The 24,610-nt window shown below is 47.9% G+C and carries 14 protein-coding genes; 10 read left to right on the top strand and 4 right to left on the bottom strand.

Features of this window, described 5'->3' with window-relative positions; all coding sequences use genetic code 11:
* Position 1 precedes the first annotated feature (1 nt).
* Genes J3P35_RS15335 through J3P35_RS15320 form a run of 4 tightly spaced genes read left to right on the top strand, consistent with a single transcriptional unit; the run spans position 2 to position 4,476 of the window.
* On the top strand, positions 2–739 hold the full coding sequence (locus J3P35_RS15335) for a class I SAM-dependent methyltransferase (protein WP_210465439.1): 738 nt from the start codon (positions 2–4) through the stop codon (positions 737–739).
* A 6-nt stretch (positions 740–745) separates the two neighbouring features.
* A complete protein-coding gene (locus J3P35_RS15330; protein ID WP_210465438.1) occupies positions 746–2,935 on the top strand; it encodes a glycosyltransferase in 2,190 nt (729 codons plus the stop codon).
* Between the two features lie 4 nt (positions 2,936–2,939).
* Complete coding sequence (locus J3P35_RS15325) at positions 2,940–3,737, top strand: ABC transporter permease (RefSeq protein WP_210465437.1); 798 nt, start codon at positions 2,940–2,942, stop codon at positions 3,735–3,737.
* A 4-nt stretch (positions 3,738–3,741) separates the two neighbouring features.
* The gene (locus J3P35_RS15320) at positions 3,742–4,476 is read left to right on the top strand and encodes an ABC transporter ATP-binding protein (protein ID WP_210465436.1); all 735 of its coding nucleotides are present in this window, start codon (positions 3,742–3,744) and stop codon (positions 4,474–4,476) included.
* A gap of 50 nt (positions 4,477–4,526) precedes the next feature.
* Here J3P35_RS15320 and J3P35_RS15315 read toward each other — a convergent pair whose 3' ends face one another.
* The gene (locus J3P35_RS15315) at positions 4,527–5,804 is read right to left on the bottom strand and encodes an O-antigen ligase family protein (RefSeq protein WP_210465435.1); all 1,278 of its coding nucleotides are present in this window, start codon (positions 5,802–5,804) and stop codon (positions 4,527–4,529) included.
* A gap of 539 nt (positions 5,805–6,343) precedes the next feature.
* Entirely contained in the window at positions 6,344–6,727 is a 384-nt protein-coding gene (locus tag J3P35_RS15310) for a hypothetical protein (protein ID WP_210465434.1), read from the bottom strand.
* 585 nt (positions 6,728–7,312) lie between these two features.
* On the opposite strand from J3P35_RS15310, the gene J3P35_RS15305 reads away from it, so the two are divergent.
* From J3P35_RS15305 to J3P35_RS15295, 3 genes are all read left to right on the top strand, one after another.
* The gene (locus J3P35_RS15305; protein WP_210465433.1) at positions 7,313–10,666 is read left to right on the top strand and encodes a VCBS repeat-containing protein; all 3,354 of its coding nucleotides are present in this window, start codon (positions 7,313–7,315) and stop codon (positions 10,664–10,666) included.
* The gene (locus tag J3P35_RS15300; protein ID WP_210465432.1) at positions 10,666–12,018 is read left to right on the top strand and encodes a vanadium-dependent haloperoxidase; all 1,353 of its coding nucleotides are present in this window, start codon (positions 10,666–10,668) and stop codon (positions 12,016–12,018) included. Before J3P35_RS15305 ends, J3P35_RS15300 begins: the two co-directional genes overlap by 1 nt.
* A 711-nt stretch (positions 12,019–12,729) precedes the next feature.
* Positions 12,730–13,161 carry a hypothetical protein gene (locus J3P35_RS15295; protein ID WP_210465431.1) on the top strand — a complete coding sequence of 144 codons (432 nt, stop codon included), beginning with the start codon at positions 12,730–12,732 and terminating at the stop codon, positions 13,159–13,161.
* A gap of 786 nt (positions 13,162–13,947) precedes the next feature.
* On the opposite strand, the gene hrpB is transcribed toward J3P35_RS15295, so the two are convergent.
* Complete coding sequence (gene hrpB / locus J3P35_RS15290) at positions 13,948–16,422, bottom strand: ATP-dependent helicase HrpB (RefSeq protein ID WP_210465639.1); 2,475 nt, start codon at positions 16,420–16,422, stop codon at positions 13,948–13,950.
* Between the two features lie 674 nt (positions 16,423–17,096).
* Between hrpB and J3P35_RS15285 the strand changes: the two genes are divergently transcribed.
* Together J3P35_RS15285 and J3P35_RS15280 are read left to right on the top strand one after the other, a co-directional pair.
* A complete protein-coding gene (locus tag J3P35_RS15285) occupies positions 17,097–18,932 on the top strand; it encodes a hypothetical protein (protein WP_210465430.1) in 1,836 nt (611 codons plus the stop codon).
* A 478-nt stretch (positions 18,933–19,410) separates the two neighbouring features.
* A complete protein-coding gene (locus J3P35_RS15280) occupies positions 19,411–20,829 on the top strand; it encodes a hypothetical protein (RefSeq protein ID WP_210465429.1) in 1,419 nt (472 codons plus the stop codon).
* 530 nt (positions 20,830–21,359) lie between these two features.
* Here the strand turns inward: J3P35_RS15280 and J3P35_RS15275 are convergent.
* Entirely contained in the window at positions 21,360–22,571 is a 1,212-nt protein-coding gene (locus J3P35_RS15275; RefSeq protein WP_210465428.1) for a DUF1624 domain-containing protein, read from the bottom strand.
* A gap of 330 nt (positions 22,572–22,901) precedes the next feature.
* Here J3P35_RS15275 and J3P35_RS15270 point away from each other — a divergent pair, with 330 nt between their 5' ends.
* Complete coding sequence (locus J3P35_RS15270; RefSeq protein WP_210465427.1) at positions 22,902–24,005, top strand: SGNH/GDSL hydrolase family protein; 1,104 nt, start codon at positions 22,902–22,904, stop codon at positions 24,003–24,005.
* Positions 24,006–24,610: the final 605 nt, after the last annotated feature.

Here is a 24,610-nt window from a genome sequence, read left to right as displayed (position 1 = left end):
TATGCAGTTTGTTGATCAAAATTCATTAATTAAGCCTGAGTATGTTCCTGAATCTGCTTGGCATAAGCATTCTCCTTTTGTATTTTGGTTATTGGCACGATTAAAGCCCAAGTGTATAGTTGAATTAGGTGTTCATAATGGCTTTTCTTTCTTCGTTTTTTGTCAATATGCATTGGATAGATTAAGAGCTGGAAAATGTATGTGTTACGCCATTGATCATTGGCAGGGAGATGAACATGCGGGTATTTATGACACAGACATATTTCAAAAGTTTATACAACATCAAGGGCAGTATTTGGAAGTTTCAAAAGTAATAAAAAGTACTTTTCGTGAAGGTTTAAGCTATTTTGAAGATGAAAGTATTGATTTACTCCATATAGATGGAAGACACTATTATGATGATGTAAAGGAAGATTTCAATGATTGGAAGCGTAAGCTAAAGAAAGATGCAATTGTTTTATTTCATGATACTCAGGTGTTTGACAGCGGGTTTGGCGTACATCAATTTTGGGCCGAAGTCCACAAAGAGTTTTCACTTGTCTTTGAATTTTTACATGGCCATGGATTAGGTGTTCTTTGTTTTGGAGATGGCCAATCACTGCCAATTACCCTTCGTAAATTTTTTGCTCTTTCAGGTCGTCAGAAGGATTCAGTTTCTGCTGTATATCACAGATTAGGAAATGAGGTGCATTTCGAATATCTGTTGAAAGCATATGGTGTTCAATTTGATAGTAGTTGATAAAAGATGGGGGATAATAGTTTACAAACATATTGGATATTAACCACAGAATATCCACCATTCCATGGTGGGGGAATTAGTACTTATTGTTTCTTCTCTGCGAAAATGCTCCATAAGAAAGGGCATGTTGTAACAATATTTATAAATGATTTTTCTGTCAAAGATGTTTACGTTGAGGTGCAAGAGGGAGTAAGAATTATTCGTTTTCGACCCTCCCGCACGAACTTTTCTGAAACATTAGGATATATCACAAACTTAAGTTATGAATTTGCATTCATCGTAAAAGAATTTATTGAGAAGGAGGGGAAACCAGATCTTATTGAAGCCCAAGAATATTTAGGGATTGCTTATTATTTGCTTCAGTTTAAGCATCTTCAATATGAGTGGTGCAAAGATGTGCCTGTACTACTTACCATGCATTCACCGGCTTTTTTATACTTAGAATACAACCAGGCTCTTATTCATAAATATCCTAATTTTTGGATTGGAGAAATGGAGCGATTCTGTATTCAGGCTGCTGATGTGTTAATTTCTCCTAGTCAGTTCCTTCTTTCTGAAGTTGGTAAAAGAATGGAATACCATAATCCCAACTTATTTGTAGTGCCGAATCCCTTTGAGGCTGTGACGGTTACTGGGAACTCTGGAACGGATCAAAACCAAAATGAAATAGTTTATTTAGGTAAACTATCAGCCCAAAAGGGCACATTTGCTCTTTTAAATTACTTTAAATCTCTATGGGATAGTGGATTTTCTGAGTCTTTACATCTTATTGGAGGGCAAGATATAGTTTACCACCCTGCTGGTAAAACTATGGGGAATTTAGTAAAGAGTCAATATAGGGAGTATATAGACAAAGGGCTATTGATTATGGAGGGACAACTTCTTCCATCTGAGATAGAAAAAAGGCTATACAAAGCAAAGGTTGTCATTGTACCCAGTATAGTTGAAAACTTTCCTTATGTGGTGATGGAAATGATGAGTCTTGGGCATATTGTTCTTGTTTCCAAGCAGGGCGGACAAGCAGAGATTGTTGAAGATGGAGTGAGTGGATTTATTTTTGATCATGAGAACCCGAATTCATTTTTTCAACAATTTCATAGAGTTCTTAGTCTTTCAATCTCCCAAAGGGTAACGATAGGGAGAAAAGCCAGTGAAAGGATTCAAAATGCATACAATTTAGATCAAGTTTATGGATTGAAGTTCAAAGCTCTGGAGGAAGGTTTGGCTCAAAAGAATACCGTGAAACTCTTTCCTTTTATTAGAGCAAGTAAACCTCAAATAAAAAATACGCTCGGATCCGCTGAAGTAAATGGGAAGTTATCTGTGGTGATTCCTTTCTATAACATGGGTAAATTCAGCGACGAAACAATAGATTCTGTAAGAAGGACTGACTTAAAGCTGAAAGAAATTATCATAGTAAACGATGGAAGTACTGATCCCTTAAGTATTGAAAAGCTCAATCTTTACAGGAAAAGAGATGATATCAAAATAATTGATATTCCTAATCAGGGGTTAGCAAATGCCCGAAATGTTGGGGCAGAATCTGCTAATGGAGAGTTTCTTGCATTTTTAGATGCAGATGACAGGGTGGCTCCTAATTATTTTAGGAAAGCATTAAAGGTTTTAACCTTTTTTGAAAATGTAGATTTTGTTGGATCTTGGACAAAATATTTTGAAGGTTCTGAAAAGGTATGGCCTACCTTTTCCCCTGAGCCTCCTCTCATCCTATATCATAATCTTATCAACTCAAGCGCACTTGTGTATAAACGACAGTCATTTTTAGCTGCAGGTAAAAATGACAAAAGAATGCCTTTTCCTGGGTTAGAAGATTATGAAAGTGTTGTTTCTTTAGTGAGTAAAGGCTTTAGGGGAGTAGTTTTGCCCGAGGTTCTTTTCTATTATAGAGTAAGAGGTGATTCAATGATTAGAGGAGTCTCTAAGGAGAAGAAGGTTTTATTACATAATTACATTGGTAAAAAGCATCAAGCCTTTTACAGTCTTTATGTTTCTGAAATTTTTAGCTTAATTAATTCGAATGGGCCTGGTATATACTTGGATAACCCAAGTGTCGACTATAATCTTGAATTGAGATTTCCTTTCAATTATGCGATTTCACAAAAAATAATATCAAGTGTAAAGAAGAACAGGCACTTGAAAAAAGTAGCTTTAAGAGTTTATAATATTTTTTACAAATAGTTTTATGTTTTTACAAATTTTAAACAACTGGTTTGTTGGATCAAATAAGCTGGAGAGATTATGGTTACTTGCTAAAATAGAATTTAAGCTTCGATATTATGAAAATAAATTAGGTTTATTCTGGGCTTTATTAAAGCCTATAATGGATATTCTAATTTATTTTATTGTATTTCAGGTAGTGCTTAAGCAAGATATTCCTGCTTTTGCCTCTTGGTTATTTATTGGTTTGATTTTGTGGAATTTCTTCCTTGAAAGTACTGGAGGAACTGTTCAGATCCTAAATTCTAAAAAATTCTTGTATGAGTACAGTAATATGAATAAGCTGGAAATATACGTGTCAACCCTTTTGAGTAATAGTATTGGGTTCTTTTTTAACCTAATTATGTTTTTAGGTTTCTATTATTTTATCGAACCTTCCTCTATTGGTCCTCATCTTTATAACCTTTGGATAATACCTTTGTTTTTAAATGTATTTATTTTGTCACTCGGAATTTCTTTAATTCTTTCAAATATTTATATTGTAGCTAAAGATATTGCTCAAGTTTGGCAAGTATTTACTGCATTTTTATTTTTTTTATCTCCAATCATATATAGGCTTACAACGTTTAAGGAATCTCTTCCGTCTTTCGAATTTGCGAACCCGATTGCCGGTATTATTATTAATGCACGGTTTGTTATGATGGAAGGTAAGTTGCCGAATTTTGAACTTTTTATCTTTGACTTTGCTTATGCATTTTTTCTTCTTTTAGTTGGCCTTATTCTATTGAATAAGCTTGGTGCAAAAGCTGCAGAGAAATTATAATATAATGGAAAATACAATTTCAATTAAAGCCAGAAATATAAGTAAGACTTTTTCAGTTTCTGAGGATAGCCATAGTACTGTTAAGCACCGCCTTTTTAATTTGTTTAATCCTCCCAGGACTAAATACATTCTCGCCCTTAAAAATATGTCATTAGAGATCAAGAAAGGGGAGTGCATTGGGTTGCTGGGTAGAAACGGTTGTGGTAAATCTACCTTAGTAAAGCTGCTGGCCGGGGTTTATCCTACAGACACTGGATATGTAAACATCCAAGGGTCTACTATGCTGATGAACTTGGGAGTGGGAATGAGCCATGAGTTAACGGCCCGTGAAAATGTCTATGTTTCTGGATCTGTTCTAGGCCTTAAAATAAAGGAGATTGATGCCATTTTTGATGAGATCATTTCCTTTGCTGAACTGGAAGGCTTTGTAGATACCAAGATCAAGTTCTTCTCCTCAGGGATGGTAGCTCGCCTGGGCTTTTCTATTGCTGTGAAAGCAGGCGCTGATATCATGTTCCTGGACGAGATCTTTGCGGTAGGTGATGCTAAGTTCCAGGAAAAAGCGGTGAAGGTATTTGAAAGTTCTTGGATTCAGGGCAGAACAGTGGTACTGGTAAGTCACAGCATGGATGTGATCAGGAAATACTGTAACCGGGCAGCCTTTATGAAGAAAGGTGAGTTGGTATTCGTTGGAGAAACCGAACAAGCAATTGATCTTTATATGAAGGACAACAAATAATCTGATTTCCTGCTAATAGTTTGAACAAAAACGAAAATCCCCGGTAGTCATCAACCGGGGATTTTCGTTTTGGAGCCATTCGCTAAAACAAACGGCACAAAGAAGCCAACCAACATGGTCCCGAAGTTCTTGCCAAAGTAAACTTCGGTTATCCAGGCAACAGCAAAAGTGAAGATGACGAGAATGGCAAAGCCATTTTGATTTTGATAGGCGGAAAGCAGGGGAAGAATCAGCCAGGCTATTACGTAGAGGATGAAACCAATGACCCCTAAACTGAACAGTATATCCAGGTAATTGCTGTGCACGTTCTTATCGGTCTCTATGGCCATGTAGAATTTCTTCTCCTTGTACTTCTCAAGCAGAACGGCATCTTTATCGCCTAAGTCAACTCCTTTGATGGGGCTTGTCTGGAATACCTCTAACCCGCAAGTCCAGGCAGCTAACCTAAAGTTTGCTCCGTTCCACTGGTCTGGGGTGATGGCCATGTTATAATGGCTTTCTTTGCCTCGGCTCTCAAAGTCAAAGCTTCTGTAGGTAAGCTCTTTATAGCGATTAAAAGTAGAAGGCATAAGTTTGTTGATCACAACAGTTCCTATGGCCAACCCTAAGACCAAGGTAAGTCCTTCCAGTATCTTTCTTTCCTTTATGATGTAGTAAAAACTAAAACCAAGGGTGGCTAATAAAAGTAGGGCAAACATGATGCGGCTCGCCAACAGATAACTGAAGGCGAACAACAGTACTACTGCCAGCAACATACCCATCTTGTATTTACTTCTGCCAAAGAAGATTTCCTTCGCAAAAATGAAGAGGGCTATGTTGGTTGCTAAAGCCATATAGATGGACTGTTGCCTCGTGATGCCAGTAAGCGCATCATTATAGAGGTAGTCTGTTCTGTGGGCTGTGCTGGCGGCGTAAATACTGGAGCCTATGCAAACCAAAGCCACCAAAGTAGTGATCACGGCAAAAGATAGCAGCACCTTATCTTTGAATACCTTTCTAAGCTGTAACAACCCTAAACTTGCAGGAAATAGTAGCAAGGGAAGTCTGATTTTCAAATGATGGAGTCCTCGGGCAATATCATCTGAGAGCAAGGTGCTGATGACCAGAGCCAGGAAAAACAGCAGCATGCCCTGGATATAAGGCCTTTGCTTGAGGGTTTCCCATTTTTCCTTCAGACTACTCAAGGTGAAACTATAAACTACCAGTAAGCCAGTAACTACAGAATTGACCCCGCTCAGGTGGGCAAAGTAAAGGGTAACGAAGAAGAGAAGGATCAAGGCAAAAAGCCCTTTTTCTTTTTTGGTGAAGTCTTGTAAGCTAAATAACATCTTGGGGGTGTTGGCAGGCATACGTTTCCGCCTGATTCATGTATTAAATTTGGGATAGAGTATTCACTTCATAAAACGAGTTACATCTTTTAGGAAGTGAAGTTAATTACAAAAGTAACCAATCATTTGATTTCAGGCAGGGTATCATTAAGCCTTTGTGAAATGTAGTGGAAAACGGAGATGAGTTGGTTGGGCTACCGCCAGTCTAGATCCTTTATGAATGAGATTTGCAGGTAAGAATGTGAAGTACGTGAATTCCGGCACTTAAAAATGAGTTCCACTTAAGTAAAGGGCAGAGTCGTTTGACAGGGATAAAGAATTTACTAAATCCCTCTTCCTCGTTTTAAGCCTGTTTTATTGGATCTAGCCTGTTTTTTAAAAATGACTCTGAAATAAGAGAATTACATTCCTGGACTAAAGCTGAATTTTGTTCTGCCCTTTATGTATTTGAATAGGCTATGGGGCTGGTAAGAATAAAAAAAGGGTGCGGAAGTAGAGTCCGCACCCTTCAGATAGTGGATGAAACGTAATTTAATTGCTTATCCGTTGTTCTGGTTATAATCGCCACCGTTGTAGTCTCCGCCTACCTGGCCGCTTCCGCCGTATCCGGCGCCAGCACCAGTTGCAGAACCTTGACCTAGGCTAGCCTGGGTTCCACCTTGGTTTTGGCCGCCATTCCGGTTCTTTCCTTTTTTTCCGTAGCTGCCTTGGCCAGCGCTTGAGCTTTTGCTGGAACGGTTCAGGAAGAAGCCATAGGCAATCAGGCCTAGTCCGGCTGCAAATGCAACGTACTGTTTGTCTTTGTTCCGGAGCTGCTGGTAAAATTTCATTCCGTTATCTGCCGGATTGTTGATGATATTGGAGATTTCCTGCGGATTTTGGATGAGATCAGCTAGTGCTTTAGTTTCTTGGTTATTTTCCATGGTTATAGTGATTTGTGTGGTTGTAGGTACGGGTTTTATAAGGGTAAGATGCTATACTTTCTGATTTATTTTAACAAAGGAGCGCCTGCTGGACCCTCAATCCTGGCTAAGCCAAACAAGTAATAAGTTTGTGTACAAAGTTGTTTTATAATTTACCTGAGATGGTGTCCTCTAAAATGGTGGTATTTTTTAGAGTTCTGGCCTTGTAAATTTTCATATGACAAGGCATATTTTCAGGTCTGGAATGTAGCAAGGTCAGAATGATGAAAGTTCTTAATGCACGATAAAGTAAGCTTTCGTTATTAGAACTTTTGCTGCTCAAGCAAAGATTGCTGAAGCAGGAGTTCCCAAGGGTTTGCTGAAGCAGAAGTCCATCGCCATCCTTCCTGTTAACAACTTCTCATCTCAGCCTTCTTTGGGTAATTCATTTAATTCAATGCCAAACAAGCACAGGCTAGTAGCATCCCTTTTCTTCCAGGTGACTTAATAACAGTTTTGTCTTTCCTTCAAAAACTTGGGTCAAAAACGCTTCTTGGAGAACCCAATAAGTTTCTGTATTATTATAGGCTTTTTTAAGATTCCAGCATGTATTCGTTTAGACGTACTTCCCTCTTAGGGATAGCCTTTTTAATAGTAGGGGCCTTTGGTTGCCAGAAAGAGAAAAAGGATAAGGAAATCACCACCGGACCTGCGGCCTCCTCTGAGCCCACCCTTTTCACGCTTCTCTCGCCTGAGGCAACCAACATCAGTTTCAACAATAGCCTCACTGAGACGCCTTATTCCAACATTATTGTCTACCAGTATTTTTACAACGGTGGCGGCGTGGCCATCAGCGATGTAAACCAAGACGGGCTGCAGGACATCTATTTCTCCGGAAATATGGTGCCCAACCGGTTGTACCTGAATAAAGGCCAGATGCGGTTTGAGGACATCACTACGCCAGCTGGCGTAGCGGGAAATCAGAATGGCTGGAAGACGGGCACCACCATCGCCGATGTCAACGGCGACGGCCTCCCAGATATTTACCAGTGTTACTCGGGAAGCTTGCCCGGCGAAAGACGCGCGAACCAACTCTTCATCAACCAAGGGCCCGGCAAAAACGGGGTTCCCACCTTCGTAGATAAAGCGCAGGAAATGGGCCTGGCGGATTCTTCCTTCAGCACCCATGCTTCTTTCTTTGACTTCGACCGGGACCATGACCTGGACATGTTCCTGCTGAACCACAATCCGCGGCAGTTCACCAACTTGGATGATGTCACCATTAAGGAAATCAAGAAAAAGCCTGAGCGCGCTATGCAGGCCAAGCTGTACCAGAACAACAACGGCACGTTCAAAGACATCTCAGACAGGGCTGGGCTGGACAAATCGGCGTTCTCTTATGGTCTGGGAGCCGGTATCGCGGATATAAACCTGGACGGCTGGCCCGATATATACGTTTCCAACGACTACTCGGCCCCGGATTTTCTGCTCATCAACAACAAGAACGGCACCTTCACAGATAAATCTAAAGCCAGTATCCAGCATACTTCCATTTATTCCATGGGCAATGACATTGGTGATATCAACAACGATGGCCTACCAGATATAATGACCCTGGACATGCTGCCCGAGGACAACAAACGCCAGAAGCAATTATTCGGGCCGGATAATTACGAGTACTTTGACATGCAGGTACGCGCCGGGTTCAACTACCAGTACATGCGCAACATGCTGCAGGTGAACAACGGAGACGGCACTTTCAGTGAAGTGGGCCAACTCAGCGGCGTGTCCAACACAGACTGGAGCTGGGCACCTCTCTTAGCCGATTATGACAACGATGGCTGGAAAGATCTTTTCGTGAGCAACGGCTTTTTGAAAGATTTCACCAACATGGATTTCATCAAATTCCGGAGCGCCTACTTCCAGTACCTGCGGGGCAAGGTTACGCCGCAAAGCGTAATGACTTTGCTTTCTAAAATGCCGGCCTCTAACGTGAACAACTACATGTTCAAGAATACCGGGGGGCTACAGTTCAGCAACGTGGGCAAGAGCTGGGGTTTTGAACTGGCCTCCAACAGCAACGGGGCCGCCTACGCCGATCTGGACAATGACGGTGACCTGGACCTGGTGGCCAACAACGTGAACCAGCCCGCCTTTGTGTACCAGAACCAGGCCCAGAAACAGCTGAAGCACCAGTATCTGCAATTGAAATTGGTGGGCCTGGGCAAGAACACCCAGGGATTGGGCGCCAAAGTAACCCTGTACCAAAAAGGACAGCAGCAGTTACAGGAGCTGATGACCTCGCGCGGCTTCCAGTCCAGCGTTTCGCCGGTGATGCATTTCGGGTTGGGCAGTAACGGTACCATTGATTCTTTGCGCGTGGTTTGGCTGGGCGGCAAGCAGCAGGTCCTCAGAAACGTGAAAGGCAACCAAGTGCTCACCCTGGAAGAGAAAAACGCCACCTCCACCTATAAACCGGCGGCACCAAGCAAAACCTATTTCACGGAGACCGCCTCGCCGGTTACGTTTGTCCACCAGAAAACCCCCATCAATGACTTCAAGCGTCAACCGCTCATGATCAACCCCATGTCTTTTTCGGGGCCGTGTCTGGTAAAAGGGGACGTAAACGCCGATGGCCTGGAGGATATTTTCGCCGGGGGCGCAGTTGGTCAGGCAGGCGCGATTTATTTACAGACCAAGGGCGGCAAGTTCACCCTCAAGGCCAACCCGGCTTTCGCCTCTGATAAAAGCAGCGAAGACGTGGATGCCCTGTTTTTTGACGCGAACAATGACAAAGCGCTGGATCTGTACGTGGTGAGCGGCGGGTACCACAACTTCATGCCCGATGATGCCGCCCTGCAAGACCGTTTGTACCTGAACGATGGCAAAGGCAATTTCACCAAAGCTTCTAACGCGCTTCCGGCCATGCTCACGAGCAAAAGCTGCGTGCGGGCCTCTGACATCAATGGCGATGGGGCTTTGGACCTGTTTGTGGGTGGTAGAGTGATCCCGGGCCGTTACCCCGAGGCGCCCCGCAGCTACGTGCTGCTCAACAACGGCAAAGGCCAGTTCCGTGACGAAACCGCAAAAGTGGCTCCTAAACTCCAGAACATTGGTATGGTCACCGATGCCGCCTGGCACGACCTCAACGGCGACCTGAAAGCAGAACTGGTAGTGGTAGGAGAGTGGATGCCCGTTTCTGTTTTCAGCCTGAAAAACGGAAAACTCAACGAAACCACCGATGCCTTCTTCTCCCGGAAGTACAGCGGCTGGTGGAACAAGCTCATGGTAGGAGACTTCAACAAGGACAACCGCCCTGACCTGCTCATCGGGAACCAGGGATTGAATACCCAGTGCAAGGCCTCGGAGAAACAGCCCGCCGAACTGTACTTCAAGGATTTTGATGACAACGGCGCGGTAGAACCCATCCTGTGTTTTTACATGCAGGGCAAAAGCTACCCCTACGTAACCCGTGACGAGCTCCTGGACCAGGTGAGCATGATGCGCACCCGCTTCCAGGACTATGGCTCCTACGCCAACGCCTCCCTGCATGAAATCTTCACCCCTACGGAACTTAGTGGGGCCGGTCATCTGTCCTGCAATTATATGCAAACAGCTTATTTTCAGGGAGGTGCGAACGGAAGGTTCACCGAGATGAAATTGCCGCTGCAGGCTCAGTATTCGCCGGTATTTGCCATGACTACCCTGGACTATAACCATGACGGTGCCCCGGATTTGCTTTTGGGCGGCAATGTCAACAAAGCCCGCCTGCGATTCGGGAAATCAGACGCGAACTACGGCGTGCTGCTGCAGAACGATGGCAAAGGAAACTTCATTTACGTGCCGCAGCATAAATCGGGCTTCAAGGTGGTAGGCGATGTGCGCAGCATTCTAAACGTGAACAATACGGTGGTATTTGGGTTGAACCAGATGCCCGTGAAAGCATACAAGTTGCAGTAATGAAGAAGTATTTACCGTTTATTTTGGTTTGGATCGTGCTTGGGGCTTGCTCTTCCCCGGGCCGGGAGCAGAAGCAGAACCTGAAATTCAGTTCTGAGCAGATCAGCCAGATCATCCATAGAATGACCGACATCATGGTGAATGACGTCACCAATCCGCCGCTGGCCTCCCGCTTTTTCTCCTACGCCACGCTAGCCGGCTACGAGGTGGTTTCCCAGAACGACAGCACCTATAAAAGCATGCACGGCGTGCTGCGGAACTATCCGGCAATCACCAAACCCGATAGCGTTGAAGGGCATTCTCCGGAACTGAGCGCTATTCTGGCCATGATGGAGACCGCCAAGAAAATGCAGCCCTCCGGTGTGCTGCTGGACTCCATGGAAGTCCAGTTCCTGGATTCCTGCCGCCGCGAAGGCCTCGCCGAAGAAACTATCACCTCGTCACTGAACTATGCGAAAAAGGTGAGCAAGCAGATCCTGGCCTACGCCAAAGCAGATAAATACAACCGCATCAGCAACTATCCGCGGTACACGCCCAAGGAAGGAGAGGGTAACTGGTACCCAACCCCGCCCGCGTATTTCGCTCCGGTAGAGCCCTACTTCAACACCGTAAGGTCCTTCACCCTGGACACCTGTTCTCAGTTCAAACCGGCGCCGCCCGTGGCTTTTTCCTCAGATAAAAAATCTAAGTTCTTTGCGCTATTGCAACAGAATTACCAGTCCAGTAAAAACCTTTCTCAGGAGCAGCTGGAGATTGCCTCTTTCTGGGACTGTAACCCCTTTGCCCTGCAGGACAACGGGCACTTGCAGGCGGGCCTGAAGAAAATATCTCCGGGTGCGCACTGGCTGGGTATCACGGGCATTGCCTGTAAGCAGGCCAAAGCCGATTTTGCCAAATCCATGAAGGTGCACACCTTGGTGTCCATTGCGCTGATGGATGGCTTTATCTCTTGCTGGGACGAGAAGTTCCGCAGCAACCGCATCCGTCCGGAGACTGCCATCCGCAAGTACATTGACCCCACTTACAAGCCCCTGCTGCAAACACCGCCCTTTCCGGAGTATCTCAGTGGTCACTCCACCATCTCAGCGGCCTCCGCGGTGATCCTGAGCCATTACTTCGGAGACCAGTTCCAGTACACCGATACTGTTGAAGAGCGTTTCGGGCTGCCGGACCGCAAGTTCAAATCCTTCCAAGACGCTGCCATTGAGGCAGGCCTTTCCCGATTTTATGGCGGTATTCACTTCATGGACGCCATAGACAACGGGCGTAAGCAAGGACTCCAGGTAGGGGAGTGGGTGCTGCGTAAAGTAGAGGGAGCACCGCAGGTGCTTGCTTCGGTACAGAAGGATTAGAATTCTTTATTTTGGCTTTAGCGGAGGTGTCAGGTGGTAATTTCTGACACCTTTTTTTATGTTCCATTTTTGATCTGTTTGCGTAGTCCCCTTGTGCTGGCGTGGCGCCGCTGTTGCGTGGGTTCAATCACTTTATTGTTGCATAGTTCTCTCCGTGCGCTCACGGCCGCGAGGCCCCGCCTTCCGGCCTCGCGCTGCTGTTTTAGCCTTGGCCGGTTGGCCTGCCTGCGGCACCAGGTCTAAAACAAAGGCGCTCCACCGAAAGGCTGGAAAAGGAAATGCGTTTGCAGGAACGCCCCAGACCTCACAGGTTTTGAAAACCTGTGAGGTCTTCCTTTGAAGAGGCGCAACACCTTGCGCCTTTCGCATTGCTGATAAGATTCTTTCCTTAAGGGAGCGCAGAGGGGTGTTTACACTTCCTGGCCATGCCGTTTGCTCACCCATCCCATGGTTCAAGTCTGTGACTTGGACCTACTATGACCGGCAGTTTGCAACTGCCGTGGGGCGAAAGCTTCCAGAGCACAGGTAAAACATACAAGTTATTTGAAGCTTGTTTTTTGTAAAACGGTCTTAAAGCTAATTGTTGCTTGTGCTTTCGACCTGCGCCAGCCTCAGCCTATCTTCTAAAAGTTACAGCGGCTATTAGCGTATTCTTTCCTCTCGTATAATGTGTATTCCTTATATTTACCCCTGCAACTAATAATTCAAATTATGTATACAGGACTTCAGCACGCGCACTCTGGTTTAGCGTATCTGGTGCTTTTAGGCGTGGCGATCTCATTCATCGCAGCTTTGGCCGGACTTTTAGGCGGAAAAACTTTCACTGACAAAAACCGGAAGCTGGGCTTATTGGGGCTTATTCCTACGCACCTGCAATGGGTGATCGGGCTTATTCTATATTTTGTGTCTCCTCTGGGGTTGAATAGCGCTTCCGGTGCTGCCATGAAAGACGCTACTACTCGTTTGTACGTTCTGGAGCACCCGCTCATGATGGTGCTGGCCGTTATCCTGATCACCATCGGGTACTCCAAAGCCAAACGTCAGGTAGGCACCAATACTGGCTTCAAGACCATGACCATTTTCTACGGATTAGGCCTCATCCTCATCCTGAGCCGTATTCCTTGGAATGCCTGGTTAGTTTAATCTATAGATATTAATGTAAAGGAAAGCCGCTCTAACTTTTGTTAGAGCGGCTTTCCTTTTTTAGGGGTGCTGGAAAGGCAGGAGTCAGAAGCTTTTGCCAACGCTTTACATGGCAGGGCTGGTTTGAGGCTGGCGCCTCACGGCAGTTTGCAACTGCCGGTCATAGTAGGGCCAAGTCACAGACTTGAACCCTGGAATTGGTGAGCAAACGCCATGACCAGCAAGTGTAAACACCCTTCTTCAGAGCTACGCTCGCTGACTTAAACTCTCGTTTGTGCAATCCTCAAGGGGAGAATCTTATCAGCAATTCGGAAGGCGCAAGGTGTGGCGTCTCTATAAAGCAAGACCTCACAGGTCTTGAAAACCTGTGAGGTCTGGGGCGGTTCCTGCTACTACATCCCCTATTCCAGCCTTTCGGTGGAGCGCCTTGTCAGGTTCCGGTGCCGTAAGGCATTGCGACCGCAGGGAGCAAAGGAAGCTGGCGCAGCGCGAGGCCGGAAGGCGGGGCCTCGCGGCCGTGAGCGCTCGGAGCCCAGCCATGCAACAACACAGCTTATGAACTAACGCAAACAGCGGCGCCACGCCAGCGAAAGCGGACTACGCAAACCTAAACTTTATATAATAACCGGCTAATTCCATTTTGAGCCTGTTTTCACAAAAACAGCTATTAAACACCTAGTCAGACATAAAAAACTGAATTTCCATCACTTTTCGCCCACAAAATTCCTCCAGAAAGGCAAAGCAGTTACAACCCACTTAAAAGCTTTGCAGCACCCGTTAATAACCTTACTTCCAGGCTACCTTTGGAAACTTCTTCACCAGCATCGGCTTCAATGACCGGTATTCTTCCTGCCAGAAACTATGCAGACTATGTACAACCCGTAGAGGCTTCAAATCTGGGGTGAGCAGGTGAAGGACCACACTCACGTCTCCACCATCCACAGTGGGGTTGTTATCCCAGTCCATCACATCCTGCAGCCGGATCTCCAGCAAAGGTGGCTGGCCGTTCCCGGGATAGGCCAGCTCCATTTCGTGGCCATCTGGTAAGACCAGGGTAGCCGGGGCCAGCTCATCCAAGAGAGCAGTTTTTTCCCGGTCCAGCATGCCCTTCAGGATGGGGAGCAGGTCAATCTCGAACAGGTCCTCGCCAATCTCCACATCCTCTAAGTAATAGGCAAGCCAGTCGGCGTTGGTGAGCAGCAGGGTAGGGGTACTCAGGTCGGGGAAGCCTTCGGTGGGGTGCCATTTCCGAAGGCTGAGTACCCGGTTCTGGAACTGCACCACTTCCGGGGAGAAGTTCAGGAGCGCCTCGCCCTCACGTTTAATGGTCTCGCAGATGGCCTGGATCAGGAAGCGGTCATCAGGCGGGGGCAAAGGCTTGCTTTGAAGCACGATGGAGCCGATGCGCAGGTCACGGGAGGCGGTAAGTTCGCCCTCTTCAGGGTCCCAGTTGACTACGTCTTTCTGCTTCACCAGGGGCGCCAAGTCTTTGGGGTTGAGCGGCGAGGCCAGGAAAATGCGACCCATCCCTTCGCCACCGGCGTGCAGGTGGGCAATGGCTAGCCACGGATCATGTGCCAGGTCATCGCGGTGGCCGGCACTGGCGTATTTGCCATTGGCAAGCTGGAACTGGGCATTGTTGCCGGGGCGGGCGTAAGCAATGCGCTCTGGGTAGCAGTTAGCCAGTAACACACCTGTCTCATACGGGTCCACGGTCGAGTTCTCAGGCTCTATGCTGAACATGCGGCGGTACTGGGTGGCTATCTTCTCAATCTTTGAGAAACGTTTGTTGTGCATTTGCTCTTTCCGGAAGCGCCGGACGGCCTCAATGCGCAGGTTCAGGTCAATACCGGCTTCGCGGGGCAGCGGGTCGCGTTCTTCCAGCAGGGCGGCAATATCGGTAGCCAAAGGCAGTTGATCGCTTTCCTGGGCAGCCAGCAACATGTGGGCCAGGCGCGGGTGCGTGGGCAGGGCGTGCATCTTACGACCATGCTCGGTGATGCGGCCGTTCTCCAGGGCATTGAGTTGGTGCAGGGTTTCCTGGGCCTGCAGCAAGGCGGCTTTGGGCGGAGGGGTGAGCCAGGTAAGTTGCCGGATGTCTATAATACCCCAGGCAGCCATGTCCAACACCAGCGGGGATAAATCAGCGTCCAGAATCTCGGGGGTGCGGTGCGGCGCGAGGCGGGCGTGCAGGTTCTCGGTCCAGAGCCGATAGCAGGTACCCGGACCCAATCGCCCGGCCCGTCCGGCCCGCTGGTCGGCGGCGTCCTTGGAGATGCGCACGGTCTCCAGGCGGCTCAGGCCGGTGCCGGGGTCAAAGCGCTGGGTTTTGGCAAAGCCGGTATCCACCACCACGCTCACGCCTTCAATGGTCAAACTGGTTTCGGCAATAGAGGTAGCCAGTACCACTTTGCGTTTGCCGTTCCGGTCTGGCATAATGGCGGCGTATTGTTTACCAGGTGGCAGCATCCCAAACAGCGGGTGGATGGCAATGTTGCGCAATTCTCTCCGCAGGAAAGATTCTACCTTTCTAATGTCGTTCTCGCCGGGGAGGAACACCAGCACATCGCCTTCCTTCTCCCGCAGAGCCTGCTTAATGGTGCGGACAGTCATCTCGTGCAGGAGATGCGGATCGGTCTCGCCGGCGTAGTGGATGTCAATGGGGTATTGCCGGCCCTGGCTCTGCGCCACCGGCGCTTTGAGCAGGCGGGTGAGTTCGGGCATGTTGAGGGTAGCGCTCATGACCATGATGCGGAGGTCGGGGCGCTGGGTGGCCTGGGCCTCGCGGCTGAGGGCCATGGCTACATCGGCGTGGATGCTGCGCTCATGGAACTCATCAAAAATGACCAAGCCCACACCCTTCAGGGCGTTGTCTGAGTGCAGCATGCGGGTAAGGATTCCCTCGGTAACTACTTCCAGGCGGGTTTTCTCTGAGATGCGGTTCTCAAACCTGATGCGGTAGCCAACGGTCTGGCCCACTTCTTCGCCCAAGAGTTGGGCCAGTCGCTCGGCAATGGTGCGGGCCGCGAGCCGGCGAGGCTCCAGCATGATGATTTTCTGCCCCTTCAGCCAGGCCTCGTCTAAGATAGCCAGCGGCAGCAAGGTAGATTTTCCTGCCCCCGGAGGCGCGTTCACAATAAGCGTGTTCTCGGCGGCGAGGTGTTCCCGCACCGCCGGGATGATCTCCCTTACGGGTAAGTCTATATTGAATGGGTTGAAAGGCAAAGGAATTGAATTAGGTGTGAAAAGTGACGGCCACATTACTTTCAGGCCAGCCCCCAAAGTTACGGGAAAATAAGCGGTTAGGTACGTGCCACAGTAGTCCTGCCAAGTGGGAATGTAAATGAAGAAAAACTCCATAGCCATCTGGGCAAATCAAACAAGGCAGGCAGCGCAGAAATCTTCTCCCAGGGATTAATCTCCTTGGGGAAATCTGGTATTAAGCAGGAGCTGCAGGTCTTCCACTGGCTTTAAGTTTTTGCCTGTTTTTAGGTCGTTTTGCGAAAACCGGTGCTAAAACACCTAACCGTCCCTTTCCTCATGAGCATCCTACATGAGCATTCTACTAATAAAAAAATTGCATAATCCTTGGGCATCTTCCCCAGTCCTGTTAATCCCTGAGGATAATTGAAGCTTACCGGTAGAGGATGCCCTTCAGTTCTATGTTGGTACAATTATGAAATTCATAATTTGATTAGTGTTGCTTGAGTCTGGTGTAAGGTGCTAAATTATAAGTAGTTACATGTAAAATTGGCGCAAATAGCCCTCAATGGAGGTTAATTTCACAAGTGTTATATGGACATTAAATGTGGTAAATACTGAAAATTAGATAATAAAATTTATTTATAGTTGAAAATTTGACAAATGAACATGTGAAAATGTAAATTGTATTACAGATTTTATAATTTATTATTCAACTAAAACAGTAAGCTATTATGAAAAAAAATCTATTCAAATTCAGCATGTTACTTGCTGTGGCTACTGTATTCTATGGTTGTAGTCCAGAGGAGGAAGAACTGGCGCAACCAGATGTACTGGGTAAATCCAGTAAAAACACGACGACTACTGAGAGCTGTGAAACTGTAACCTTTGACAAATTTACCAGAGGACAGAACGGCTTCGTGAATGCAGTGATGAGTGACAAAGCATCTGCTCCCATCTACGTGAGTGCCTTTAGAAAAACGGCACCCAATACGTATTCTTCCACAAACGTGGCGAATATCTTCAACTCCAGCCAGCCTACTCCCGTTCCGGATGTGAATCAGATTGATGACATCCTTACCCCGCACCAAAACTTTGGCGGTGGTGGTGTTGGAGCCGGTGGTGCCTCCGGGCCATTCGCCAACAATACATCGCTGGGTAACTTATTGATCATCAACCGCACCAATGACCCCGCACAGGCTTACGATAATAACCAAGGCGGTAAGTTTGTGTTTGATTTCTCTTCTTACGGCACCGTAACCATGAACTCCATTACCGTTATGGACGTGGACGACTATGAAGCAGGTGGTAAAGTGGTTTTGTATGGTATTGGCGGAACTGTGCTTAAAACCGTAATGCTGCAGGTAAGCGGCGACAACGGCAAGCAAAGAGTAGAGCTAGGCAATACCAGCGGCGTGGTTAAAATGGAAGTGTACTTAGGCCCAAGCGGTACCTTAACCGGCTCCGGTGCTATTGACAACATTGTCTTCAACTGCCTGCCACCAACTGAGTGCGAAGTTGTTGACTTTACCAGATATGTGAGAGGTTCAGACGGATTCTTGTCTTACGTGACCAGTAACCAGTCCTGGACTCCAATCTACGTAAGTGCCTTCAGAAGAACCGCTCCAAACACTTACAGCATAACTGATGTGCCTAACGTCTTCAACTCTGGTCAGCCAACCCCAATTCCTGACATCAACCAGATAGATGATATCCTGACGCCTCACCAAAACTTTGGCGGTGGCGGTGTTGGAGAGGGTGGTGCCGCTGGCCCGTACGCCAATAACATGGCACTGGGTAACGTGTTCATCATTAACCGCACAAATGACCCAACCAAAGCATATGACAGCAACACTGGCGGTAAAATGGTGTTTGACTTCTCTGCCTATGGCTCTGTAAGCCTTACTTCCATTACTGTGCTGGATGTTGACTCTTATGAAGCCGGCGGTAAAGTGGTGCTGTACGGTGCCGGTAATACCGTGCTCAAAACCGTGATGCTGCAAGTGAGCGGTGACAATGGTAAACAGATTGTGAACCTGGGTGGTACCACAGGTGTGGTAAGAATGGAAGTGTTCCTGGGTCCTGGTGGAATCTCGCCAAATGGTCAGCTGAGCGGCTCTGGTGCGGTAGACAACATTGTCTTCAACTGTCCTCCTCCGCCACCAGTAGAATACGGCTGTACCTACACCCAAGGCTACTGGAAAAACCACGCTACCGGCAAGAAACGTGATGCTACCTGGGGTAACCTGGCTAACTCTACCTTCTACGGAAGCGGCATGACCTACCTGCAATTGTTCAACACGCCACCAAAAGGAGGCAATGCCTACATTATCCTGGCACACCAATACATGGCTGCCAAACTGAATAGGATGCAGGCCTCTTCTACTCCTCAGGTGGATGCCGCATTTGCCGCTGCCACAGCCTACTTCTCCGCTAAGTCTGGCGGCAGTTACCGAAACACCATTTCGTCTCCATACAATACCGCCACCAGGTCTCAGCTTATCCAATGGGCTGGTATCCTGGGTGCTTACAATGAAGGTAAAATTGGTCCGGGTCACTGTGATGATTAATGTAGAACGCTAGTCTAACCAAATAAAAACGCCGTTGCAGAAAGCCCTGCAACGGCGTTTTTTATTGCCTAAACTTTGAGTGCATGAAAAGGACAGTTGTTTTGAAGGAATGAGGGAGATGTCCTTTTAAAAAGTTTCCCCAAAAGTGGCTTCTAAACGCTCAGAAGTCTACAGGTTAACTTTAGCGAAGCCTCAGCAGGTAGTATAAAACCGGAAGTTTGTTCAATAATATCTGTAAGTACATTGTTTAGTGCAATATATCATTAGAAAAGGTCAATATAGGCTTATTCTCAGCACTTTAGAGGCCAAAATATGGCTTAACCTAAAGAATGGACATAAAAAATTGAAAATTAATAATAACATAATTAGAAACTTTGTAACATTTTTCATAAATAGCAGGTATCAAAGATTAAATATTACTGTGTAACAATCTAAAATTCTATAAACCAATTTTTTCATTTAAACCCTAATAATTATTATGAAAGTAAACCTACTGAGAGGCAGCATGTTACTGGCTGCAGCTACTTTGATCTACGGTTGTAACCCCGAGTCGGAGGAGATGATCCAGCCAGATGCGTTAAGCAACGCAAACCAAAACCCAATGACAGAATCCTGTGAGACCATCTCCTTTGATAAGGTAATCAGAGGAAATGACGGCTTTGTGACTGCCGTGATGAGTGACCAGGCTAACACACCCATAATGGTGACGGCCAACCGCAGGACCGCTCCCTACACGTTTGCGGCCACCAACTCGGCCAACATCTTCAACTCTGGCCAAACCGGTCCTCTGGGCAATGACGTGGACGACATCCTTACGCCGCACAAAGACTTTGGCGGCTGGGGAGTAGGAGATGGTGGCAAGAAAGGTAAAACCTACGCCAACAACACCGCCCTGGGCAACGTCATGATTATAAACCGCACCGACAGCCCAACCCCGGCCTATGACAGCAACAACGGTGGTAAGCTATTCCTTGACTTCTCGGCCTACGGCACTGTTACCATGAACTCCATCACCGTACTGGACGTGGATTCTTATGAAAACGGTGGCAAAGTGGAACTGCGTGACATCAAAGGCAATGTCCTGAAAACCGTGAAACTTGCCGTGAGCGGGAACAACGGTAAACAGGTTGTGAACCTGGGCGGAACCCCAGGTGTGGTGAAAATGGTGATTACCCTTGGTAACAGCGGCCAATTGGTGGGCTCAGGTGCCATTGATGACATCACGTTCAACTGCACGCCTAAACCAGCCTGCGAAACCGTAGCCTTCACCAGATTCACCAGAGGAGCAGATGGCTTCGTGAACGCCGTAACCAGCGACCAGTCTTCTACGCCAATCATGGTAAGCGCCTTCAGAAGAACCGCTACCAATGTGTACAGCAAGGTGAACGCTGCCAACATCTTCAACTCTGCGCAGCCAACTTCTATAGGCAACCAGGTGACCGATATCCTTACTCCGCACCAGAACTTCGGTGGTGGAGGCGTAGGTGACGGCGGTGCCGCCGGAGCTTTCGTGAACAACGTGCCACTGGGTCACACGCTCATCGTGAACAGAACCACAGACCCAACCAAAGCCTATGACAACAACCTGGGTGGTAAGTTTGTGTTTGACTTCTCTAAATTCGGATCTGTGAGCTTGAGCTCTATGACCGTGCTGGACGTGGATGACTATGAGGCCGGTACCAAAGTGGTGTTGTATGATGCCGCTTCTAAAGTGATCAAAGAAATTGTGCTGCCGATTAGCGGTAACAACGGTAAGCAAATCGTTGACTTGGGTGGTACCATGGGCGTGGTGAAAATGGAAGTGATCTTGGGACCAAAAGGCATCTCGCCAAACGGTAACTTCAGCGGATCAGGCGCCATTGACAACATCGTGTTCAACTGCCCACCAACCATGTAATACAGCCCCTGGTTTACAGGCTTCTGGTGAAAAGACAAGGTGGCCGTTGAGAAACACCCGTAAGTACCTTGTCATTCATCCCCAAGCTGAATCAGGAATCTTAACCACAAACCAAAACGCCGATGTTAGAACCTTCTAACATCGGCGTTTTTCTTTTGGCTGATAGCTGGACTGCGTTAGTAGTTTTTGATACGCTAGGGCCATTCCCTGCAGAAATCCTGATTAGAGCCTGATTTCGCAAAAAAAGCCTCTAAACGCTTTCTGCTTTTATTGCCGCTTGCCTACCTCTTACTGCCGCAAGTTTGAGCGAAGCGGTAACTTGTGGCTACCAATGATTCCAGTTTGTAACTGGCGTAGTACGTAATCAGATTCTGTGTTTCGCCAGTTACAAACTGGCGGTCATTTTTACTCCAAGTTACCGCTGCGCTCAAACTTGAAGTATTGGTTCTATGGTTTTTAGTCCGTTCTTGAAAAAGTAGACTGTAAACAGCTTTACAATGAGCCTTTGGTTGCCAACGCTTCCTGCTTGTCTACAGATAACTAAGCCAACGGTTCTCCGGGTGCGCGGCTTTGTAGCGGCCGTACCACCTGCAGAGCGGGTACAGCACCAATACCAGCGAAATCCAGAAAAGGTAAATGAAAGGAAGCTCCAGGCCTACGCCGGTTTTAGGCCGGCCAAACTCCAGGGAGCCGAAGGGAAGGTCGTTCCAGGAGACACCTTGCAGAAGGACCATCACCAGCATAGACGTGTGGATGGTGTACCAGTGGATGAGGTAGAAAAACATAGGTACCCGGCCGTAGGTGGAGAAGAATCGGGTAAATCCGTTTTGGGCCCGGTTCAGGAAACCAAGCAGCAAAAACATCAGCCCCAGAAACAAGGCCGTGTACAGGAGCGAAGGCGGGTATTTGGTGACATTGATAAAGGACAGGAAAGTGAGGAGCGGAGTCTCCTGCGCCGCCCAGGGATTAGGTTCTCCGTAGACCTGGGTAAAACGCAGCACCGCAAACACGGCTAATGCTACAGCCCCAGCCAGGAAAAGCAATTTGCGGCGGGGCGCCTCGGCTAGCTTGAAAACTTCGCCAAACCCGAAACCCAGCAATAGCATGCCCAGCCACGGAATTACCGGATAGGCTACCAACAGCGAAAGGTGTTCGCTCGGCTGAGAAAAGCCCGGCCTGAAAAGAATGGAGTACGCAAACTTACCCAACATAGACTGAGCCGGACCCACTGGAGGCAAGAGGTTATGCAGCAGGATAATAGCCAAACCGATGCCCCCAAGCACCCGCGAAGGCAGCCGCAAAAGCAAACCCAGCACCACAAACCCGAACCCGATGGCAAAGATCACCTGGAACATGATGGTCCGGAAGAAGATGTCAAACCAGATCCCGAAGCCGACGACCGTCAGCTCCAGCACCATGAGCCAGAACCCGCGGGAAAGCAGAAACCGTTGCGCCCGCGCGTAGTTTCCATCTTTCTTAAGCGACAGGTACGCCGAAGTGCCCGCCAAAAACACGAAAGTGGGCGCGCAGAAATGCGTAATCCAGCGCGTGAGAAAGAGGGCAGGGGTAGTGGTTTTCAGGTCCAGTGGGTCCTGCACCAGGGCGGTGGTGTGCATCAGATCGCGAACGTGGTCCAGCGCCATGATCACAATGGCCAGGCCGCGTACCACATCAATGGAAGACACCCTGGTTTTCTGTTCTAAAGGGGGCGGAGAGGTAGTAGTGGTAGCGGTTTGTAGCATGGCGTTTGCGTTAGGTGGAAGGTTCCTGCACAGTACAGGGTAGAGCTAAAGTACTTAACTTCTGGCAGATAAACCAATAGCCAAAAGAGGTGCTGCCAAGGCCTGTTTTTCCCTTTGCTGATTGGGGCTACCGGCTGATTTTTCCTCTGTACAATCCAGGGCTTAGGAAAGAACTGCAAGACTACGCAGGGCGATTTCAGGCAAATACAATTGGCCTATTCAAGCCCTAGCGCCAGCCATGAACAGGCAATGCCAACGTTAATCCAGCCGGCGTATGGAAAGCCACCGGAATATCTTTATCCTTGTAAACTGTTGTTTTAATAAACCTCTATGAAAAATAGATACGCTTACTTAGTCGCCGCGCTTTGTGCTTTGCAGGTGGGCTGTACCGCTGTGCCGGGATCCTCGAGTGGGCAAGTCCAGGAACTACCTGCTACCTCCTTGCGGCCGGTGGGTCGCTTCCAGGTGAACAATGACCAGGGGCTGGAACTGATCAGTTCGGCGGTGCACTTTGGGTTCAGCTTTGAAGGCACCCAGGCCCAGGTGGTGACTTCGCTTCCCGATCCTAACGGCCATAGTTACCTGCAGTACGAACTGGACGGCGTTTACCAGAAGAGAATCAGAATAGACGGGCCACAAGATACGCTGGTCATTACGGCACCTTCGCCTGGCAAGCACACCGTCTGGATCTATAAAACCACCGAGGCGCATTCCGGTCCGGTGGTGATCCGGAAAGTGATTGGGCCTAAAGTCGCCGCCTTGAAGCCGGCTTCTCAGCCCCTGATCGAGTTCATCGGGAACAGCATCACGTGCGGGGCGGCCGCTGATCCGTCTGAGGTACCCTGCGGCACCGGCGAGTACCACGACCAGCACAACGCCTACATGGCCTATGGTCCCCGAGTAGCCCGTGCCGTGAAGGCCGAATTCATCTTGAGCAGCGTAAGCGGCTACGGGGCCTACCGCAACTGGAACAGCAACGGCCCCACTTTGCCCGAGGTCTACGAGAAGGTAGATTTCCAGGACAAGAACCCCCAGCGCTGGGACTTCAGCCAATTCTCTCCACAGATTGTCTCCATTGCCCTGGGCACCAATGATTTCAGCGACGGCGACGGCAAGACCCCACGACTACCATTTGACAGCGCCACCTTTGTGCAGGCTTACATCGGGTTTGTGAAGAACGTGAAAGCCAAGTACCCCAAGGCCCAAATTGCGTTGCTGAGCAGCCCCATGATGAACGGTCCCAAAAAGCAAACCCTGGAGAACTGCCTCAGTGCCATAAAGGCCCAGGTGGATGCCGCCTTCCCCGCCGCTAAACCCGTAGCCCTGCATTTCTTCAAACCCATGCGCGCCACCGGCTGCACCGGCCACCCCAACGTGGAAGAGCATGGCGTCATGGCCGCAGAACTGGAGCCTTTCTTTAAGAAACTGCTTTAGATTAGGCTTTTCACAAACCTAGGTTGGCCCTGAGAAAGGCCTCCTGTTTAGGGGCTGTTTTCTTGAAAACAGTGCCTAAACGGGAGGTCTTTTTGTATCTACTTCTATCGCTGGCGCGAGCGTCCCGCTCGTGTCCGCACGATTTCAGATCCTTTTTTGCTTTCTGATTTCTAGAGTAACGGTATTCTGCTCTAAATCAAAGACACTTCCTCTTCCCTTGTCATCTTGGAAAGATCTTGTGGGCGAACTAGAAAAGCCTTAATGAAGCGTTACTACCGTTCACTCGCAAGATCCTTTCAGGATGACAAATGAAAACATCTGGAATGCGTGCGGACACGAGCGGGACGCTCGCGCCAGCGGGAGGTGGCCCTTTGAGATAAGCTGATAGTCTGCTTAAGACCTACTTCAAACGCCTATACTTCAAGTTTGAGCGCAGCGGTAACTTGGAGTAGAAATGACCGCCAGTTTGCAACTGGCGAAACACATGATCTGATGATGGACCACGCCAGTTACAAACTGGCATCATGGTCAGCCACAAGTTACCGCTCCGCTCAAACTTGCGGCATTAAGAGGCAGTTAGTGGCAGTGAGAGGGCAGGGTTGAAA

Origin of the sequence: Rufibacter roseolus (genome assembly GCF_017916365.1) — a bacterium.
Lineage (GTDB): Bacteria > Bacteroidota > Bacteroidia > Cytophagales > Hymenobacteraceae > Nibribacter > Nibribacter roseolus.
The sequence above is the reverse complement of the archived record's forward strand: the minus strand, read 5'-3'. Positions and strand labels throughout refer to the sequence as shown.

Coding starts and splice junctions, on each gene's coding strand:
- J3P35_RS15335 (WP_210465439.1), top strand. CDS start 2: ATGCAGTTTGTTGATCAAAATTCATTAATTAAGCCTGAGTATGTTCCT.
- J3P35_RS15275 (WP_210465428.1), bottom strand. CDS start 22,571: ATGCTACAAACCGCTACCACTACTACCTCTCCGCCCCCTTTAGAACAG.
- J3P35_RS15320 (WP_210465436.1), top strand. CDS start 3,742: ATGGAAAATACAATTTCAATTAAAGCCAGAAATATAAGTAAGACTTTT.
- J3P35_RS15280 (WP_210465429.1), top strand. CDS start 19,411: ATGAAAGTAAACCTACTGAGAGGCAGCATGTTACTGGCTGCAGCTACT.
- J3P35_RS15315 (WP_210465435.1), bottom strand. CDS start 5,804: ATGTTATTTAGCTTACAAGACTTCACCAAAAAAGAAAAAGGGCTTTTT.
- J3P35_RS15305 (WP_210465433.1), top strand. CDS start 7,313: ATGTATTCGTTTAGACGTACTTCCCTCTTAGGGATAGCCTTTTTAATA.
- J3P35_RS15295 (WP_210465431.1), top strand. CDS start 12,730: ATGTATACAGGACTTCAGCACGCGCACTCTGGTTTAGCGTATCTGGTG.
- J3P35_RS15285 (WP_210465430.1), top strand. CDS start 17,097: ATGAAAAAAAATCTATTCAAATTCAGCATGTTACTTGCTGTGGCTACT.
- J3P35_RS15270 (WP_210465427.1), top strand. CDS start 22,902: ATGAAAAATAGATACGCTTACTTAGTCGCCGCGCTTTGTGCTTTGCAG.
- J3P35_RS15330 (WP_210465438.1), top strand. CDS start 746: ATGGGGGATAATAGTTTACAAACATATTGGATATTAACCACAGAATAT.
- hrpB (WP_210465639.1), bottom strand. CDS start 16,422: ATGTGGCCGTCACTTTTCACACCTAATTCAATTCCTTTGCCTTTCAAC.
- J3P35_RS15300 (WP_210465432.1), top strand. CDS start 10,666: ATGAAGAAGTATTTACCGTTTATTTTGGTTTGGATCGTGCTTGGGGCT.
- J3P35_RS15325 (WP_210465437.1), top strand. CDS start 2,940: ATGTTTTTACAAATTTTAAACAACTGGTTTGTTGGATCAAATAAGCTG.
- J3P35_RS15310 (WP_210465434.1), bottom strand. CDS start 6,727: ATGGAAAATAACCAAGAAACTAAAGCACTAGCTGATCTCATCCAAAAT.